The sequence below is a fragment of the Deinococcus sp. HSC-46F16 genome, from assembly GCF_024171495.1.
Lineage (GTDB): Bacteria > Deinococcota > Deinococci > Deinococcales > Deinococcaceae > Deinococcus.
This window is the reverse complement of sequence record NZ_JALJZW010000001.1, coordinates 125,954-142,343: the sequence shown is the minus strand read 5'-3', so window position 1 is coordinate 142,343 and position 16,390 is coordinate 125,954. Positions and strand designations below refer to the sequence as shown.

At 69.5% G+C, this 16,390-nt stretch carries 19 protein-coding genes and 1 tRNA gene; 7 read left to right on the top strand and 13 right to left on the bottom strand.

The genetic code is table 11. The features are described 5' to 3' along the window. Positions 1-13: 13 nt before the first annotated feature. From L1280_RS00815 to L1280_RS00785, 7 genes are all read right to left on the bottom strand, one after another. Positions 14-994, bottom strand: coding sequence for an ABC transporter permease (locus tag L1280_RS00815; protein ID WP_253580121.1), 981 nt, complete (start codon positions 992-994; stop codon positions 14-16). A gap of 79 nt (positions 995-1,073) precedes the next feature. Beyond that, the gene (locus L1280_RS00810; protein WP_253580120.1) at positions 1,074-2,834 is read right to left on the bottom strand and encodes an ABC transporter substrate-binding protein; all 1,761 of its coding nucleotides are present in this window, start codon (positions 2,832-2,834) and stop codon (positions 1,074-1,076) included. Positions 2,835-3,183: 349 nt separating this feature from the next. Further along, the gene (secG, locus tag L1280_RS00805) at positions 3,184-3,408 is read right to left on the bottom strand and encodes a preprotein translocase subunit SecG (protein ID WP_104990315.1); all 225 of its coding nucleotides are present in this window, start codon (positions 3,406-3,408) and stop codon (positions 3,184-3,186) included. Positions 3,409-3,460: 52 nt separating this feature from the next. Next, positions 3,461-3,543, bottom strand: a tRNA-Leu gene (locus L1280_RS00800). 31 nt (positions 3,544-3,574) lie between these two features. After that, positions 3,575-4,828 carry a phosphoribosylamine--glycine ligase gene (gene purD / locus L1280_RS00795; RefSeq protein WP_253580118.1) on the bottom strand — a complete coding sequence of 418 codons (1,254 nt, stop codon included), beginning with the start codon at positions 4,826-4,828 and terminating at the stop codon, positions 3,575-3,577. Next, complete coding sequence (locus tag L1280_RS00790) at positions 4,828-5,784, bottom strand: MBL fold metallo-hydrolase (RefSeq protein WP_253580116.1); 957 nt, start codon at positions 5,782-5,784, stop codon at positions 4,828-4,830. Before L1280_RS00790 ends, purD begins: the two co-directional genes overlap by 1 nt. Beyond that, a complete protein-coding gene (locus tag L1280_RS00785; RefSeq protein ID WP_253580114.1) occupies positions 5,781-5,954 on the bottom strand; it encodes a hypothetical protein in 174 nt (57 codons plus the stop codon). The genes L1280_RS00790 and L1280_RS00785 overlap by 4 nt, the downstream gene beginning before the upstream one ends. 201 nt (positions 5,955-6,155) lie before the next feature. On the opposite strand from L1280_RS00785, the gene L1280_RS00780 reads away from it, so the two are divergent. Next, entirely contained in the window at positions 6,156-6,935 is a 780-nt protein-coding gene (locus L1280_RS00780) for an ABC transporter substrate-binding protein (protein ID WP_253580113.1), read from the top strand. A 60-nt stretch (positions 6,936-6,995) separates the two neighbouring features. Here the strand turns inward: L1280_RS00780 and L1280_RS00775 are convergent, their stop codons facing one another. The 4 genes from L1280_RS00775 to L1280_RS00760 form a co-directional block, all read right to left on the bottom strand. Further along, on the bottom strand, positions 6,996-7,334 hold the full coding sequence (locus L1280_RS00775; protein ID WP_253580111.1) for an RNHCP domain-containing protein: 339 nt from the start codon (positions 7,332-7,334) through the stop codon (positions 6,996-6,998). Continuing rightward, complete coding sequence (locus L1280_RS00770; RefSeq protein WP_253580109.1) at positions 7,331-7,777, bottom strand: hypothetical protein; 447 nt, start codon at positions 7,775-7,777, stop codon at positions 7,331-7,333. The genes L1280_RS00775 and L1280_RS00770 overlap by 4 nt, the downstream gene beginning before the upstream one ends. A gap of 74 nt (positions 7,778-7,851) precedes the next feature. Further along, positions 7,852-8,655: a hypothetical protein gene (locus tag L1280_RS00765; protein ID WP_253580107.1), complete on the bottom strand. Its 804-nt coding sequence runs from the start codon at positions 8,653-8,655 to the stop codon at positions 7,852-7,854. Then, positions 8,652-9,188, bottom strand: a complete 537-nt coding sequence (locus L1280_RS00760) for a gamma carbonic anhydrase family protein (protein ID WP_253580105.1) — start codon at positions 9,186-9,188, stop codon at positions 8,652-8,654. Before L1280_RS00760 ends, L1280_RS00765 begins: the two co-directional genes overlap by 4 nt. A 217-nt stretch (positions 9,189-9,405) precedes the next feature. Between L1280_RS00760 and L1280_RS00755 the strand changes: the two genes are divergently transcribed. The 3 genes from L1280_RS00755 to L1280_RS00745 all read left to right on the top strand — a co-directional run bounded on the left by L1280_RS00755 (position 9,406) and on the right by L1280_RS00745 (position 12,056). Next, a complete protein-coding gene (locus tag L1280_RS00755) occupies positions 9,406-9,678 on the top strand; it encodes a cold-shock protein (RefSeq protein WP_253580103.1) in 273 nt (90 codons plus the stop codon). Between the two features lie 132 nt (positions 9,679-9,810). Further along, the gene (locus L1280_RS00750) at positions 9,811-10,968 is read left to right on the top strand and encodes a YjgN family protein (RefSeq protein WP_253580101.1); all 1,158 of its coding nucleotides are present in this window, start codon (positions 9,811-9,813) and stop codon (positions 10,966-10,968) included. Beyond that, positions 10,968-12,056: a M48 family metallopeptidase gene (locus L1280_RS00745; RefSeq protein WP_253580099.1), complete on the top strand. Its 1,089-nt coding sequence runs from the start codon at positions 10,968-10,970 to the stop codon at positions 12,054-12,056. Before L1280_RS00750 ends, L1280_RS00745 begins: the two co-directional genes overlap by 1 nt. Here the strand turns inward: L1280_RS00745 and L1280_RS00740 are convergent. Both L1280_RS00740 and L1280_RS00735 read right to left on the bottom strand, forming a co-directional pair. Then, positions 12,053-12,613 (bottom strand): DUF99 family protein, encoded by a 561-nt coding sequence (locus L1280_RS00740; protein ID WP_253580097.1) that lies wholly within the window; start codon positions 12,611-12,613, stop codon positions 12,053-12,055. The genes L1280_RS00745 and L1280_RS00740 overlap by 4 nt on opposite strands. Positions 12,614-12,624: 11 nt before the next feature. Beyond that, positions 12,625-13,800 carry a PLP-dependent aspartate aminotransferase family protein gene (locus L1280_RS00735; protein ID WP_253580095.1) on the bottom strand — a complete coding sequence of 392 codons (1,176 nt, stop codon included), beginning with the start codon at positions 13,798-13,800 and terminating at the stop codon, positions 12,625-12,627. 263 nt (positions 13,801-14,063) lie between these two features. On the opposite strand from L1280_RS00735, the gene ychF reads away from it, so the two are divergent. The 3 genes from ychF (at position 14,064) to L1280_RS00720 (ending at position 16,388) form a co-directional block, all read left to right on the top strand. Beyond that, positions 14,064-15,167, top strand: coding sequence for a redox-regulated ATPase YchF (ychF, locus tag L1280_RS00730; RefSeq protein ID WP_253580093.1), 1,104 nt, complete (start codon positions 14,064-14,066; stop codon positions 15,165-15,167). A gap of 99 nt (positions 15,168-15,266) precedes the next feature. Beyond that, the gene (locus L1280_RS00725) at positions 15,267-15,770 is read left to right on the top strand and encodes a hypothetical protein (protein ID WP_253580091.1); all 504 of its coding nucleotides are present in this window, start codon (positions 15,267-15,269) and stop codon (positions 15,768-15,770) included. A gap of 33 nt (positions 15,771-15,803) precedes the next feature. Continuing rightward, positions 15,804-16,388, top strand: a complete 585-nt coding sequence (locus L1280_RS00720; protein WP_253580089.1) for an antibiotic biosynthesis monooxygenase — start codon at positions 15,804-15,806, stop codon at positions 16,386-16,388. Positions 16,389-16,390 lie beyond the last annotated feature (2 nt).

Below are 16,390 nucleotides of genomic sequence, written 5' to 3'. Positions count from 1 at the left end.
GTCAGAAGACTCCTCAGGCTACCTTCACGCGCGGATCAACCACGGCGAGGAGCAGGTCGCTGATCGCGTTCCCGATCACCAGCAGGATGGTCGTAATAACCGTGAATCCGGCAATCAGGTACAGGTCCTGGGTGTTGATGGCGGTCAGTAGCATGGGCGTGACGCCGGGATAGGCGAACACCACCTCCATGAATCCGGCTCCGCTAATCGCTGCTGGGAGCAATCCACCGATGTTCGCCACGATGGGCAGGATGCCGTTACGGAAAGTATGTTTCCAGATCACGCTGCGCTCGCCCACGCCCTTGGCCCGCGCCGTCCGCACGTAGTCCGAGCGCATGACTTCCAGCATCTGCCCCCGAATCACACGCGTCAGCCCCGCCGCATCCGACACGGCCAGCACCACCGCCGGAATAATCAGGTGCTTGGCGACATCCCAGACCCGGCCAAGCGTGGAGAGTTGCTCATAGCTGTTGCTCGTCATCCCACCGATAGGAATATCTAGCCCAGTTGCGTCCCGCGCCAGCAAGATGAAGTAGATGACGATCAGGGCGAGGAAAAAGCTCGGGAAACCCAGCAAGAAATACAGCACCACGTTGATGGACTTGTCGCCGAGCGAGTTCTGGCGCACCGCACCATACACCCCGATGGGGATGGCAATCGCGTAGAAGAGCAAGGTGCTGAGCAGTACCAGCCACAGCGAGTTCTTGATGCGCGGCCAGACCACATCCAATACCGGCTGCTGATACTGGAACGACAGCCCAAAGTCGCCCTGGAACATGTTGCCCATCCAGCGGAAGTACTGCTCCCACACAGGACGGTCAAGGCCGAAGTTGCGCGAGAGAATCTCAAGCTGCTCGGGACTGATGTTGGGGTTGAGGCGGGCCGGGGTCAGGAAGTCGCCGGGAGCAAGCTGAATCACGAAAAAGATCAGCACGCTGGCGAGAAGGAGCGTCGGGATGGACTGAACCAGCCGCCGCAGGAGAAATGGAATCATGGAGCGCTCCTGAGAGTTCACGCGAGTGGGGGGCAGCCCGCGTGTGCGAGCTACCCCCCGTGTACGTGCGGGCGGGAGGTTACTTGATGAAGGTCAGCGCGAGGTCGCGGCTGCCGTAGTAGGCGTCCATCATGGTGCGGGGGTACTCACCACCGAGACGCTCGTTAAAGGTCACGTGGTAGTTGCCGCCGACCAAGTAGATCACGGGCTGCAGCTCGCCTTCGGCCTTCATGATCTGCCCACCGATGGCGCGGCGCCTGGCGTCGTCGAGCGTCGCGTCGCCCTGGTAGTACAGCTTGGTCATCAGGGTTTCCTGCGAGGTCAGGCAGGTCCCCTTGGAGTTGTTGTTGTAGCTGTGGAGGTTACCGCCGCAGGGCGTTACGTTGGACCCGAAGGACCACACGTTGCTGCCGCCCGACAGGCCCAGCAGGATCGCGTCGAAGGGCCGATTCTCGCCCTTGGAGGTGAGCTGGTTGACGAGGTTGTTGAAGTCGATGGGGGTGAAGTTGACCTTCACGCCGACCTTCTTGGCCTCGTCGGCAAAGATGCGGCCGAGCTGCTCGCGCACCGTGTTACCCGCGTTGGTGGAGAGGTTGAACTCCAGCACCTTGCCGCTGTTGTCGACCAGGTAGCCCTGGGCGTTCTTCTTGGTGAAGCCCATCTGGCGCAGCAGGTTGCTGGCCGCCTGGAGGTTATAAGGGTACTTGGGAGCGCTCGCGCCCGCCGCGATCTGCTGGCGGAAGATGGGGTAGACGCTGTAGTACGTCTCGGTGCCCAGACCACCCAGCGCGAGGTCGACCATCGCCTTGCGGTTGGCGATGTGGCTCATGGCGCGGCGGAAGCGCACGTCACGGAAGAGCTTCTGCTTGAAGGGATCGCCCGCCTTGTTCCAGTTGAAGGTGATCCACTGGCTCGTCGCCTGGGGGCTGACGTTGGGGATCAGCGTGGCCTTCAGGCGGCCAGCGTCCATCGCGCGCTTGATCTGCGCGAGGTCGTCGGCGTTGCGAACCGCGACGCTGTCAATCTGACCGGCGAGATAGGCGGCGAGCGCCGCGTTGGCGTCACCGACAATGCGGTAGGAGGCGCTGGCCAGATAGGGCAGCGCGTTGCCACGGCTGTCCTTGTTCCACTCGCCCCAGCGCTCGTTGCGCTCCAGCACCGCACGCTCACCGGCGCGGTAGCTGCCCAGGGTCCACATACCAGGGGACACGATCTGGTTGGGGTTGGTGCCCAGCGTCCACATCTTCTTGATCGCCTCGGCGCCGCCTTCACGGTAGGCCTTGCCGAACACGTGATCAGGCCAGGGGGTAAAGCTCATGCGCTCGTAGGCACCGGAGCTGACCTGCGGGAAGTCGAACTGCACGGTGTAGTTGTCGATCTTCTTGATGGTGATGGGCTTGCCTGCCAGACGGAAAGAGTCGTAGCTGTTGCTGCCGACCTTGTCGTCCATGTGGATGCGCATCGTGGTCACGAAGTCGTCGGCCGTGATGGGCTGGCCGTCGCTGAACTTCATCCCTTCACGGATCTTCACGACGAAACGCTTGCCGTTGTTGCTGACGGTGGGCTTGCCGTCCGCCATATAGGGAATGAACTCGTCGTTGCGGGGGTCCTGAGCGAACAGACCGGTCCCCGCCGCGATCAGCGTAGGAATGGAGTCCGCTTCCGCGCTGGTGAAGGGGTTGAAGGTCTTGTAATCCGACAGGGAGTAGTAACGGTACTCGCCACCGCGCTTGTTGGCGGTGTTCTGCTCGGCCGTCCAGGCGGCGGGCCAGACGAAGGGAGCAGCGAAGGCGGCAGAACCGACGGTCATGGCGAGCGCGACAAACAGGGCTTTCTTCATGCGGTGCCTCCTGAAGGGAGCTACTTCTGGAAATCTGGTACGTGAACCCCATCTGGCGATGCACCAGATGAGCCGTTCGACCTAAGCCATTTGAGGGATTCCAGCGCGGTCACTCTAGCGACAAGGTTTGCTCAAGGTCAAGCCCCAGGCGTACAACGATGAATGTCCAATCACAGGCTATTCACAGCAGGGTCAGCGATTGTCGCAGAGTGAACTTTTCGTCTGGGAGGCCCAATTCGGCGCCGCAACGGGGAGGACCACCTCTCGGCGCTGTTCGCACCTTGCCCACAAGCTGAATAGAAAGAGCCGCCTATGCACTCAGGCGGCTCATCTTCAGGGGAAATGCGGGTCAGCGAGAGACGACGTTGATGAGGAGGGCGAGCAGCATGAAGAGGCCGCCCAGGACACTTGTCACCCGGATGAGGCCCCCCTCGACGCCGCGCCCACCCAGCAGTGAGCCGCCCGACGCCATGCTGGCCGAAAGACCCGCCTGCTTGGGGACCTGAAGGAGAACGAAAAAGACCAGCCCCACACAGACCAGGGCAAACAGGATGATGAAGAGGGTCAGGATCATGGGTGGACCTCGGAGAGAAACGGCTGCCGGGGCATCGCGGAAAACAGCCAGATGGTGCCGATGAGGGGACTCGAACCCCTACGGTTGCCCGCTCGATTTTGAGTCGAGTGCGTCTACCAATTCCGCCACATCGGCCTGCGGCCCGGAACGTGGGCCAGCCGGGATGCTAGCGCGTGGCGGCGCCGGGGCGCAATCCCAGCCGGAAGCCCAGGTCCCGCCGGAGCTGCGCCCCCGCAAACTCCACCCGGTCCGCCAGGGCGTAGGCGTGGCCCAGCGCGGCCTCCAGGGTGGGGGCCGTCGCGGTGACCGCCAGCACGCGGCCGCCCGCGCTGACCAGCCCGCCGTCCCGCAGGGCCGTGCCCGCGTGGTAGATCACCTGGCCGGGGCCGGGGTCGGGCAGGCGCAGGGGAATGCCCAGCTGCGGTTCGGCCGGGTAACCGGGGGCCGCCAGAATCACGACCGCGCTGGCCCCGTCCCGGAAGTGCACCTGCGTAGGGTCCAATTGTCCCCGCGCCGCGTCCAGGGCGTGCCGGGCGAAGTCGGAGGCCAGGAGGGGCAGCACCGCCTCGGCCTCGGGGTCGCCGAAGCGGGCGTTGAACTCGACCACGCGCGGCCCCCCCGGCGTCAGCATCAGCCCGGCGTACAGCACGCCGCAGAAGGGCAGGTCCTCGGCCCGCAAGCCCGCGAGCGTCCGCTCCACGATCTCTCGCCGGATGAAGTCGAGGTCTGCTTCCCCCAGCGGGAAGGGACAGATCACGCCCATGCCGCCGGTCATCGGGCCGAGGTCGCCCTCGTGAATGGTCTTGTGGTCCTGGCTGGGGGGCGTCAGGGCGTAGTGTTCGCCGTCGGTGAGGGCCAGGATGCTGACCTCCTGCCCCGTCATGAACTCCTCGATCACCGCCTGTGCGCTGGGCTGGGAGAAGATGCCCCGCAGGGCTGCCTCCGCCTCCTCATGGGTGCGGGCGACCGTGACCCCTTTGCCTGCCCGCAATCCCGCGTCCTTGACGACGAGAGGGACTGGTTGCGTCTTCAGAAAGCTCAGGGCCGCCTCCAGTTCCGAGAAGGCCTGATAGGCGGCGGTCGGGATGCCATGACGCTCCATAAAGGTCTTGCTCCAGGCCTTGTCGCTTTCCAGACGGGCGGCGGCCTGGGTGGGGCCGAATGCAGGGACACCCCGCGCCTGGCAGGCGTCCACCAGCCCGGCACTGAGGTAAGCCTCCGGCCCTACGATCACCACGTCCACCGCCTCCCGAACGGCGAGGTCGGCCAGAGCCTCCGGGTCCTGCGGGCTGGCGATCACCCGCGCCTGGGCGGCGATGCCAGGGTTGCCGGGCGTACACAGCACCTCGTGGCCATACCGGGCACAGGCGTCCACGAGGGCGTGCTCGCGCCCTCCCCCACCCACGACGAGGACGCGCATCAGTCTGTCCCGTCCTGGCGGCGCTCGGCCCCACCACGCACGGCGGCCCGGCCCCAGTACCGGGCGAGGCCCTGCACGCTCATCCAGGGAGGACACGCGAAGCCGAAGCGCCCCGGGAGGCCGGGCGCTTCCGCCTCCAAGTCCGCAAAGAGGTGCTCGGTGAAGCGTTCGGTGATCTCCTCGGGCGCTTGCCCGGCTTCCAGCCCCTCTCGCACCACGGCGGCGTCCTGGTCCAGGGTGCTGAGCAGGCCGTCCCAGTGGGCCGCCTCCTGCCGGAAGGTGCCGAAGTGCGCCAGCGCCAGGGTGCGGGCGTCGCGGGCGCGGAGCACTTCCACACTGCGCCGCCACGCCGGGAGGTCGATGTCGGGCGGCGGCGTGGGGGCGCGGGGCGTCTGGCGGGCGTCCAAGCGAATGCCCCCCACATCCCCCACGAACAGGTCGTCTCCGAGGTGGTAGGCGAGGTGGTGGACCGCGTGGCCGGGGGTATACAGGGCCTCGCCCTCCAGGTGGCCCAGGCGCAGGCCCTCCCCGCCGGAGAGGACGGTCAGGCGGCCCTGGTCGATGGGCCGCATCTCGCCCCACAGCCGCTCCATCTGGTCGCCGTAGATCTGGGCCGCGCTCGCCAGCAGGCGCGAGGGGCGCGAGAGGTGGGCGGCGCCGCGCTCGTGCACATAAGCGCGGGCACGCGGGACACGCTCCAGCACGGTGCCCGCCGCGCCCGCGTGGTCCAGGTGAATGTGGGTGAGCAGGACGTGGCGCACGTCGGAAAGGGAAGCGCCGCGCTCCGAGAGTCCCGCTTCCAAGGCGCCCAGGGTGCTGCCCGGCCCCACGTCCACCAGCGCCAGGCCATCTCCGGTGTCGAGGACGTAGGAGGCGATCACGCCGGGTTGATCCTGAAAGTGCAGGTCGATGACCCAGGCATCGGGGGTGGCGAGCCCCGCCGTGGGGGCGCTCATGCCTGCCCCGTCAGGCGGGCGCCCGCCAGCAGCGCCGCCGCGAGGTACTGCACGGCGGCGAAGCTCCGCACCGTCCGCACGTTTGCCGCCGTGCGCAGGGGACCGTAGGAGAGTGCCAGGATCAGGGACGCGCTGAGCACGATAAAAGCCACCACCAGCCACAGAGCCATGCGGCGAGTGTAATACGGACGGCCCGGCCCCCCGGCCTCCCCCCATGCCGTCAGGATTTTGACAGGATCGCCCCTTTACCTTGCCTTCACGCGACCCCCAGGGGCCACGGGGTCCGGCTGCCGGGCACGTGTCGCCCCCTTCCACTCCAGCCCTCCCACGGGCCGCCTCTCCCCCGGCGGTCCTTCTGAAAGGACGTGCCTATGTTTCCCACCCGACGGTTCCTTCTCTCCACCCTCGCCCTCGTGGCGGGCCTGAGCAGCCTGAACGCGGCCGAGGCCCGCACCCTCGCGCAGATCAAACAGAGCGGCGTGCTGCGCGTCGCCACGCCCGGTGACCTGCCGCCCTTCACGGTGGCCGACGGCACCCGCTTTACCGGCTACGAGATCGAGCTGCTGCAGGCGGTGGCGGGCACGATGGGCCTGAAGGTCGAGGTGCAGAAGGTCGCGGCCGACCAGCTCATCAAGGCCCTGCAAGACGACCGCGCCGACGTGGCCGTGGGTGCCCTGGGCGTGACGAGCACCCGCGAGAACAAGGTGGACTTCACGGTCCCCACCGCCTGTGCGGGCGTGTCGGTGGCGTCGCTGAACCCCGCCCTGCAAAAGCACACCGACCTCGCGGGCAAGAGCATCGGCGTGGGCGCCGGGTCGATCATGCACTCCTACGTGCAGAAGCTGCCCTTCGAGAAGCACGTTCAGGTCTACAAGTCCACCGGCGACGTGCTGTTCGCGGTCCTGACCAAAGCGGTCGACGCGACCTTCGCCTATACCGTGATGGAACCCGCCATCAAGCGCAACTATCCCAAGGTCAAGGTCTACTTCGGGCCGGAACTGTGGAGCGTGCCCATCGGCTACATGGTCCGCGAGGACAACGACTCGACCCGCCTCGCGCTGAACGCGGCCATTCAGAACTATTTCGCCACCAACAGCTACGCCTTCTTGTCGTCCAAGCACTTCGGCAAGGACGTGCGCTGCAAGAGCTGAGGGCGGTGTCGGGAAGGGGGCCGGGGCACATCGCCTCCGGCCCCCTCCCCTTTCTGGCCCCTACTCCTGCGCCCGGCGGCTCAGCGCCACGAGGGCGTCCCAGGAGTCCGGCTGGCCCGGATCGTTGAGGGCGGCCTTGTTGCGGCCCTGGTACCCGCACTTGCGGCAGCGGTGTAGGATCACCCAGCCCTTCTTGCCGCTCTGGTCGACGCCCACGGGTTCCATCACGCCGTGGCAGTCGCTGGCGCGGTCGCCGGGCAGAATGTCCACATGCAGCGAGTGCAGGCACTCGGGGCAGTGGTTGCGGACCGAACCGTTCTGGAGAGGCTGCACCGCTGCTCCGCAGTGGGCGCAGGTGAAAGCGTTGTTCGTGCCCTGCACGGTGAAGCGGCGGCTCATGCCTGCCCCCCTGAGCGCCTGCCCCGCGCCGACCAGCGCGAGTCCAGATAGGCGCGGATGCCCGGCACCGACACCAGGCACAGCCCCAGCACCATGAACCCCAGCCCTGCCGCGCTGATGACCCAGCCCTGCCAGTTGCTCACGCCCGCCAGCATCCCCACGATAAAGACCAGCAGCCCCGAAAAGACGCTGAAGCCCACGGTGAGCCGCCACGCCCACACGCTGCCGCGCCAGACCTGCCAGAGCAGGACAGCGGTGGCAAGCGCGTAGAGCACGTTGCGCAAGAGGTGATCGGCCTGTCCCTGGAGGAGCCGCCCCAGGAAGGGCGTGGTCGCCAGCATGAACAGGCCCGCCAGCACCGCCAGCGTCGCCGTGCGGCCAGCGGCGAGGGCCGGGTCAGAGGGGGAGGAGGGGGGCCGGGAGGGCAGCGTCACGCCCCGCATTCCAGCACAGTCGGGGCGCGGCGACGGGGCCGAACGTCACTGGGCCACCGGGTTGGGCGGCACCGGGCCGGGCGTCACTCGCCCTGCACCAGCCCCTCGGCCACGAACTCGCGCAGCAGCGGTTCGAGGTCGTGCAGGGTGAGGTCGCCGCGCAGTGCGTGTTCGGCGGGGGTCAGGCCCTCGCGCAGCGCCCGCAGAAAGCCCAGGCCCAGTGGCCCGTGCCCCAGCCGAAAGGTGCGGTGCACGTCGGTGATGGGGTGCAGGGCGTCGCGGCCCCGCAGGGTCAGCGTGTAGGGGTGGTGCGCCCAGCCCGCCAGGCTGCGCGGCAGCATCAGGGTCTGGGGGCGCAGCGGCGCCGGAAAGGCCCCCTCGTAGGGCAGGGTTACGGGCAGGGTGGCGATGGCCGCTCCCCGTGCGTAAAAGGTCGCGCCCGACGCGCAGACGTGCAGCCCGGTGAACTCGCCCGTGACGTCCACCTTCCACGCCCGGCTGCCCACCCCGCTCAGGGCGTGGGCCAGGGGGGGCGGCAGCGGATGGGCACTGAGAACCGCCCCCTGCCCGTACAGGTCCAGCAGGTCGCCCAGCGCCTGCTCGCCCACCGCGCTCACCGAGGCCGCCGTGACCGCCCGGCCCTCGTACAGCAGCACGGCGGCGTGCTGATCGCCCAGATGCGCGTGCAGGTACCCGTACCAGCTCTGGTCATGGAAGTGACGCAGCAGCGCGTGCAGGTCGCAAAAGGGGACGCCCAGCCCGGTGTGGGTGGGCGGCGAGTGCGGCAGAAACCGGGCCAAGAAGGGCGCGGCCCCCGGAAACATCGGCGCGAGTTCGGGCACGACCTCCTCGGGGCCTCCCTGGGGCACCTCGCCGGGGGCAGTCACGGCTGGCCTCCCTCGGGTGCGGCGGGATCGGGGAGACGGCGAGCCTCCCGGCGGTAGCGGGCGGCCTGTTCCACGTAGCGGGCGGCGTTGTCGGGCGGGTCCACCGCACGGACCACGCGGGCGGGCACGCCCACGGCCAGCATTCCGTCCGGCACGCTCTGCCCCTCACGCAGCAAGGCCCCCGCTGCCAGCACCGCCCCGCGCCCCAGCCGCGAGCCGCTGAGCATCACCGCGCCCATGCCGACCAGACTTCCGGCCCCGCACACGGCCCCGTGGACGACCGCCCGGTGTCCGACCGTCACGTCTTCTTCCAGGGTGCAGGGGTGGCCCTCGTCGGTGTGCAGCACGGCGCCGTCCTGCACGTTGCAGCGCGGCCCGATCACGATGGGTTCGAGGTCGCCCCGCGCCACCACGCCGAACCACACGCTGGCCTCCTCGCCCACCGACACGGCGCCCGTCAGGTCAGCGCTGGGCGCCACAAACGCGCGGGGATGAAGGTCGGGCACGAGGTCGGCGAGGGCGTAAAGCGGCATGGGGCCTCCGGGACGGGGAGCGGGAGCGCGGGAAGCAGGCGGACAACGTCTGGACCGAGTATAGGGGCCGGGGCGTGTGGGGGGCGGCGCACCTCCGGCCTCCACCGGGGCCGGGGCGTGCGATAATCGGCCCGTCTTCCCCGCTTACCCTGCACCACCGGCAGCCGCCCAGAGGGCCGCTCGCCCGGGTGACGCCGGTGGAGATGCAAGGAGTGTTATGGCTCAAGGTCGTGTGAAGTGGTTTAACGTGGAAAAGGGCTACGGCTTTATCGAGCATCCGGGCAACCCCGACGTGTTCGTGCACTACAGCGCCATCCAGAGCGGCGGCTTCCGCAAGCTCAACGAGGGCGACGAGGTCGAGTTCGAGGTCGAGGCCGGACAGGGCAACAAGGGGCCGCAGGCCAAGAACGTCGTGGTCACCAACGCCGCCCCCGCCCCCATGGGGGATCAGGGCGGCTACGGCGGCAGCCGTGGCGGAAGCCGCTGGTAAGTCCGGAAGGTTCTGCTCCGGGGGGCGGGCGCCGCGTGCGTCCGCTCCTCTCTTTGGGTGCGGGAATGGGGTGCGGGAAGCCGCGCACGACTTGCCGCCCTCCCCCGCCGCGCCGCCCCGTACCATGCGGGCATGACTGACGTGCCGCCTTCCGTGCTGCTGGGCCGCCACGCTGCCCTGCCCGGCCACCTCCCCCCGGCGGAGACGGCGGACGTGCCGGTCAGCCCCGTGACCACCCACGCCTTTGCCTTCACCGGGCAGGCGGGCGAATATTTCCGGCTCTGGATCGTGAATACGGCGCTGACGGTGCTGACCCTGGGGCTGTACCTCCCCTGGGCACGGGTGCGGCAGCGGCAGTATTTCTACGGGCACACCTGGCTGGACGGGGCGAACTTCGAGTACACGGCGCGGCCCCTCGCCCTGCTGCGGGGATACCTGGTGGTGGGCGCCTTTTTCCTGACCTACACGCTGGCGAGCCAGTTTCAGTTCAGCGGGTGGGAGTACGTGGTGGGGACCATCGCCGTGCTGTTTCTCGCGCTGTACCCCTGGCTGGTGATGAAGTCGCTGCGCTTTCTGGCGGTCAGCACTGCGCACCGGGGGCTGAAGTTCCGGCACCACGGGCGGGCGGGCGGGGCCTACGCGAGCTACGGGCTGGGCAACGTGGCCGCGCTGCTGTCGGGGGGACTGGCGCTGCCCTTCGCGTGGTTCCTGCAACGGCGCTACCAGGTGGACGGGGCCGCCTACGGCACCGCGCGGGCGAGGTTCCGGGGTGACGCGGGCGAGTTCTACCTGATCGGCTTGACCGGAGTGGCCCTCACGCTGGGAGGCGGGCTGCTGCTGGCCGTGCCCCTGATGGCTGTGCTGTTCGGAACAGGGCTGCTGGAACTGCCGAGCAACGCGGATGACTGGCCGACGCCCGTCTTCCTGGCCGCGCTGGGGGCGGGCTACTTGCTGGTGCTGGCCTTGTACGGGATTGCCTGGCAGTACGTCCGGGCGGCCACCCTGCGGCTGGTGCTGAACCGGGTGGAGGTGGGCGGCGTGGTCCGCACCGGGGCCACCTTCAGCCCGTGGCGACTGGTGTGGATCGGGGTGTCGAACGTGGCCGCGCAGGTCCTGACCCTGGGGTTGGCGACCCCCTGGGCGGCGGTGCGGCGGGCGCGGTACGTCCTTTCGGGGACGCAGGTGCGGGCGCTGGTGCCGCTGGACTCCTTCACGGCGGACGTGACGCCCGGCGAGGACGCGCTGGGCGAGGCCGCCACCGAACTCCTCGACATCGACCTGGGGTTCTGATGACGCCTCCCGACCTGATGCTGGAAGGCCGAGTCTTCGACGGGCGCCGCAGCCGCCCCCACCCCGCGACGCTGGAGGTGCGGGGCGGCGACGTGACCCTGCGGCTGGAAGGTGCCCCGGAACTGCCGTGGGCGCCCGCGCAGGTGCAGATCGAGCCGCCCGTGCCGGGGCTGCCGCGCGTGCTGAAGTTCCCGGACGGCTCGCGCTTCGAGACGCGCGACGACGCGTCCGTCACCGCGCTGGAAATCCGGCTGGGCCGCAACCGGGGCCTGGGCGGGGTGCGGCGGTTGGAGTCGCGCTGGGGGACGGCGCTGGGCGCGCTCGCGGTAACGCTCGCGCTCGTCGCGGCCTTCGTGGTCTTCGGCATTCCTGCACTGGCCCGTGCGGCGGCAGCGGCCACCCCCCGCCCGGTGCTGGCGACCTTCGACCGGGAGACCATCGAGTTTCTCGACGGCGACTACCTCGGCCCCACGCGGCTGAGCCGGGCGCGGCAGGCCGAACTCCAGGCGGCCTTCCGGCGGGTCACGCGGGCGGCGGGGGGCGGGTACGGCTACCGCCTGCTGCTGCGCGACGGACTCCCGGGGGACAGCCCCCTCGCGCTGGGAGCCAACGCTTTCGCCCTGCCGAACGGCACGGTCGTGATGACCGATCAACTCGTGGCCCTCTCCAAAAGTGACCGCGAACTCGTGGGCGTCCTCGCGCATGAGGCGGGGCACGTCACCGGGCGGCACGGGCTGGCGGCGGTGTACCAGGGGCTGGGGCTGACGCTCCTGACCGTGGCCGTCACGGGCGACGTGGTCAGCGCGGGCACCTTCGCCGCCGCTGTCCCCGCCGCCCTGCTGCGCGGCGGCTACTCCCGCGCCGCCGAGACCGAGGCGGACCGGGTCGCGGGGGCCTACCTGATGGAGACCTACGGCACCACCAAGCCCCTGCGCGACCTCCTCGCCCGGCTGGAGACGGGCCGCCGCAGTGCTGACGAGTCGGACGTGGAGGCGGGGGAAGGTGGCCTGGGCGACCTGCTGGAGACGCATCCGGGCACGGCGGGGCGGATCGAGCACCTGCGGGAGATTGAGGCGGAAGGGCGCTAAACCCGCCCACCCCGGCTGCTTCCCCGCGTCACGCCCCCGGCAATCAAGTGGGCGGCCCGCAGAGGTTCGGGAATGCGGCCCGTGACGGTCAGGGCACCGAGGGCCACTTCAGCTTCAGGCAGGCTCAACCCTGCTCGCTGCACCCACACGCCCCCGCAGGATTCCATCGGCCCCAGCGCCTCGATCAGCCCCCATTTCCGCGCCCCGCCGGGCACCCGCGTGAGCAGCGCCGTCCGGATGCGCTCCAGGTTCGGGGGCCGCCGCGCCACGACGAGGACGGGGAGTCCGGTCCATCGGCCCAGCGTGGGGACATCCACCACGTTGAACCCCGCGAGCGCGACCCCTTGCAGCAGGATCAGGTGCAGGTGCTTCCCCGATCCGCTCTCCCCCACCAGCCGGGCGAGTTCGGCGGTGCTGTTCTGCCCGTCGCGCCGCACCCGCCCGCTCACGACCCCGTGCAGGGTGTGCCGCGCGTAGACGGTGCCGAACACGGCCACGTCGCCCCGGTGCTCTCGGGCGAAGGGGGCGTCGTCGAAACCGATGGCGTGGGAGAACACCCGACCCGTCCTCAGCCTTCCAGCGCCTCCTCCAGTTCGCCCAGCAGGTCGCCGATGTCCTCGATGCCGATGCTCAGACGCAGCAGCCCCGGCGTGATCCCCAGGCGGCGGCGCTCGGCTTCGGGCAGCGCCCGGTGCGATGTCCCCCACGGCCACGACAGGGTGGTCACCACGTCCGCGAGGCTGGGGGCCAGGGGAATCCGGCCCGCGAGTGCCCGGACGAAGGCGGGGGCGTCCTCGATCTCCGCGCTCAGCATCCCGCCGAAGCCGTGGGGGAAGAGTTCCATGGCCCGGTGAAACTGCGGGTGGTCCGACAGGCCGGGGTGGTACACGGCCCGCACCCGCGGGTGGTTCGCCAGCACGTCGGCCACCGCCTGCGCGTTGCCGGAGTGCGCCCGCATCCGCAGGCCCAGCGTCTTGAGGCCCTGAAGGGTCATCCAGGCGTCAAAGGCGCTCATGGTGCCCCCCAGCCGGGTCAGCCGTGTCCGCGCCGCCGCCACGAGGTCCTCGCGCCCACACACCACCCCCCCGAAGGCGTTGGAGTGCCCGCTGAGGTACTTGCTGACAGAGTGGGTTACGAGGTCGGCCCCGTGCTCGGCGGGCCGAAAGACGGCGGGGCTGGCGAAAGTGTTGTCCACGCTGAGGACCGCTCCCCGCCCGTGCGCGAGTTCGGCCAGCCGGGGCACGTCAGGCACGGTCATGAGGGGATTGGTGAGGCTCTCGACGTGCAGCACCCGCGTCTCGGGGCGGAAGGCGGCCTCCACCGCCTCCGGGTCGCAGGCGTCCACGAAGGTGGTGTGGATGCCCAGCCGGGGCAGCTCCTCGGCGAGCAGCGCGTAACTCACCCCGTACACGCGGGCGTCGGCCACCACGTGGTCCCCGGCCTCCAGCACCCCCAGCAGCGCCGCGCTGATCGCCGCCATGCCGCTCGCCGCGACGAGGGCCGCCCCCGTCCCCTCCAGCGCCGCGAGCGCCCGCTCCAGCGTGCCCGCGTTCGGGGTGCCGTTGCGGTAGTAGAAAGGGTTCGGCTCTTCGCCGCTCATGGCCCGTTCCAGGGCCTCCAAATCCGGGAAGGCGTAGACGGTGGACTGGTAGATCGGCTCGGCGAGCGGAACCGAGCCGGAGGGCCGGGCTTCTTCCCCCGCGCGGGCGGCGAGGGTGGTGAGGTTGAGGGGCGTGCGGGGCATGGAGGGAGCATAGAGGCTCAGGGCCTCAGGCTGGACCAGGTCAGCCCCCTCTCCCCTGCCTGAAACGGCTTGCTGCCAGGCCCTGGGCGGTCCTGAGCGCCGGGAGGGAGGGTGTCGGGGGAGGAGTCCCTGGGGACTCGCCCGGAAGCGGGCGGGGGCGGCACGCTGCCGAGGTCCGGACACCTTGGGTATACTCGCTCGGTTGCCCTGTGGACGCGGGCAAAAGCGTCTGTACACGCAAAATTACTGGAGGAACATTGAGTATGGGAACTGGACTCGCTGTTGGAATCGTCGGGCTGCCGAACGTCGGCAAAAGCACCCTGTTTAACGCCATCACGCGGGCCGGAGCGCTCGCCGCCAATTACCCCTTCGCCACCATCGAACCCAACGTGGGGCGGGTGACCGTGCCCGACGAGCGCCTCGCCGCGCTCGCCAAGGTCTTTACCAAGGGCGACCGGGTGCCCCCCATCATCCCCACCTTTGTCGAGTTCGTGGACATCGCCGGGCTGGTCAAGGGGGCCAGCCAGGGCGAGGGCCTGGGCAACCAGTTCCTGGCGAATATCCGCGAGGTGGACGCCATCGCCCACGTCGTGCGCTGCTTTGAGGACGGCAACGTGGTCCACGTGGCCGGGAAGGTCGACCCCATCGACGACATCGAGACGATCAACACCGAGCTGATTCTCGCCGACCTCGCCGGGCTGGAAAAGCGGCTGGCGAACCTCCAGAAAAAGGCCAAGGGCGGCGACAAGGAGGCCCGCGAGCAGGCCGAGCTCGCCGAGCAGATCTTGAGCGTGCTGGGCGAGGGCAAACCCGCCCGCGCGGGCAGCTACGAGGCCAGGATTCCCAAGGACTTCGGCCTGATCACCACCAAACCCGTGATCTACGTGGCGAACGTGGGCGAGGACGACCTGGGCGAGGACAACGCGTACGTGCAGCAGGTGCGCGAGTATGCCGAGCGCGAGGGGGCCTCGGTCGTCAAGATCAGTGCCCAGATCGAGGGCGAACTCGCCGAGATGCCCGAGGACGAGGCCCGCGAGTTCCTCATGGACCTCGGCGTGCAGGAAAGCGGTCTCGACCAGCTTGTCAAGGTCGGCTACGAGACGCTGGGCCTGATCACCTTCATCACGTCGGGCGAGAAGGAAGTGCGGGCCTGGACCATCCGCCGGGGCGAAAAGGCCCCCGAGGCGGCGGGCGAGATTCATTCCGACCTCGAACGCGGCTTTATCCGCGCGGAAGTCATCGAGTGGCAGAAGATGGTCGAGGCGGGCGGCTGGGCCAGCGCCAAGAGCAAGGGCTGGGTCCGCACCGAGGGCAAGGACTACGTGATGCAAGACGGCGACATCATGAACGTGCTGCACAACATGTAAGGGACTTCCTCCCGCCGCACCCCCCGCTGTCCGGCCGGGGGTGTTGCGCTTTCGGGCCTGTCCCCCGCCTCCGTACACTGATGGCAGGAGGAATATCCCATGCGACCCATCTGGACGGCCCTGCTGGCCCTCGCCAGCGCGGGACTCGCGGCGAACACCAGCCTCTACACCTCGCTCGAACCGGGGGCCTGCCGGAATCTGGTGACCGACCCCTCGGGAGCCGGGTACGTCCGGGACCTGTGCAGCGGCGTCGGCGGGTACCAGCTTCTGGTGGAGGAGGGCGACCTGCGGCAGAACGTCACCGTTCGGCGCGGCGGGGTGCAGACCTCGCTCGAGTTGTGGTCGGTCGTCGGCTCGGCGTTTTCCAGCCTGGGTCCCCGGGCCGAGTGGCGCCTGAAGGCCGGGGTGCCCGTCGCCCTGATCCTGCGCTACAACCTCTCGGACCCCGTGGAGGCGAGCAAGGTCACCTCCTACCTCGTGGTCGCCCGGCTCGGGGCTCGGCCCTGCGTGGTCGCCCGCATCGCGCCCGTACCCCAGCAGAACGTGCGGGCGCGGCAGGCGGCGGACGGGGCCGCGGGGCGGAGCTGCCTGCGGGCACCCTGAGCGCCGCCGCTTCCCTGCTAGAGTGCCCCCCGCATGGCTGACCTCTCCCCCACTCCTCCGCCCGCTGCCCCCGCCGCCCCCCAAGGCGTGACCCTCGTCGTCACCGAACTCGTGCGGCCCACGCGGGTCGCGGAGTACGAGGCGTGGGCGCGGGAGCTGCACGGGCGGCTGGGGCGGCACCCCGGTTTCCTGGGCGTGCACGTGCTGCGCGGCGAGAGCAGCGGCACACCGGAATACGTGACGCTGCTGCGCTTCGCCTCGCCGGAAGCGCTCGCGGCGTGGCGGGAGTCCCCGGAGTACCGCGCGGCGCTGGCCCGGCTGCCTGAGTTTACGGCGGGCGAGGTGGACTACCGCGAGTCGGTGGGCCTGGAGGCGTGGTTCGACCGCCCGGCCCGCACGACCGGGGCGCCGCCCCTCTGGAAGAACGTGATCGTGGGCTTCGTGGGGGTGTACCCGTTGATTCTGCTGTTCACGTGGCTCTCGCGCCCGCTGGTGCAGGGGTGGCCGTGGTGGGCGGCGATTCTGCCGTCGGCCTTTCTGGCGACCGTCTTCCTGAACTGGCCGGTGTTGCCGCTCCTCTCGCGGCTGCTGCGCGGCTGGCTGTACCCCCGGAGATAAGC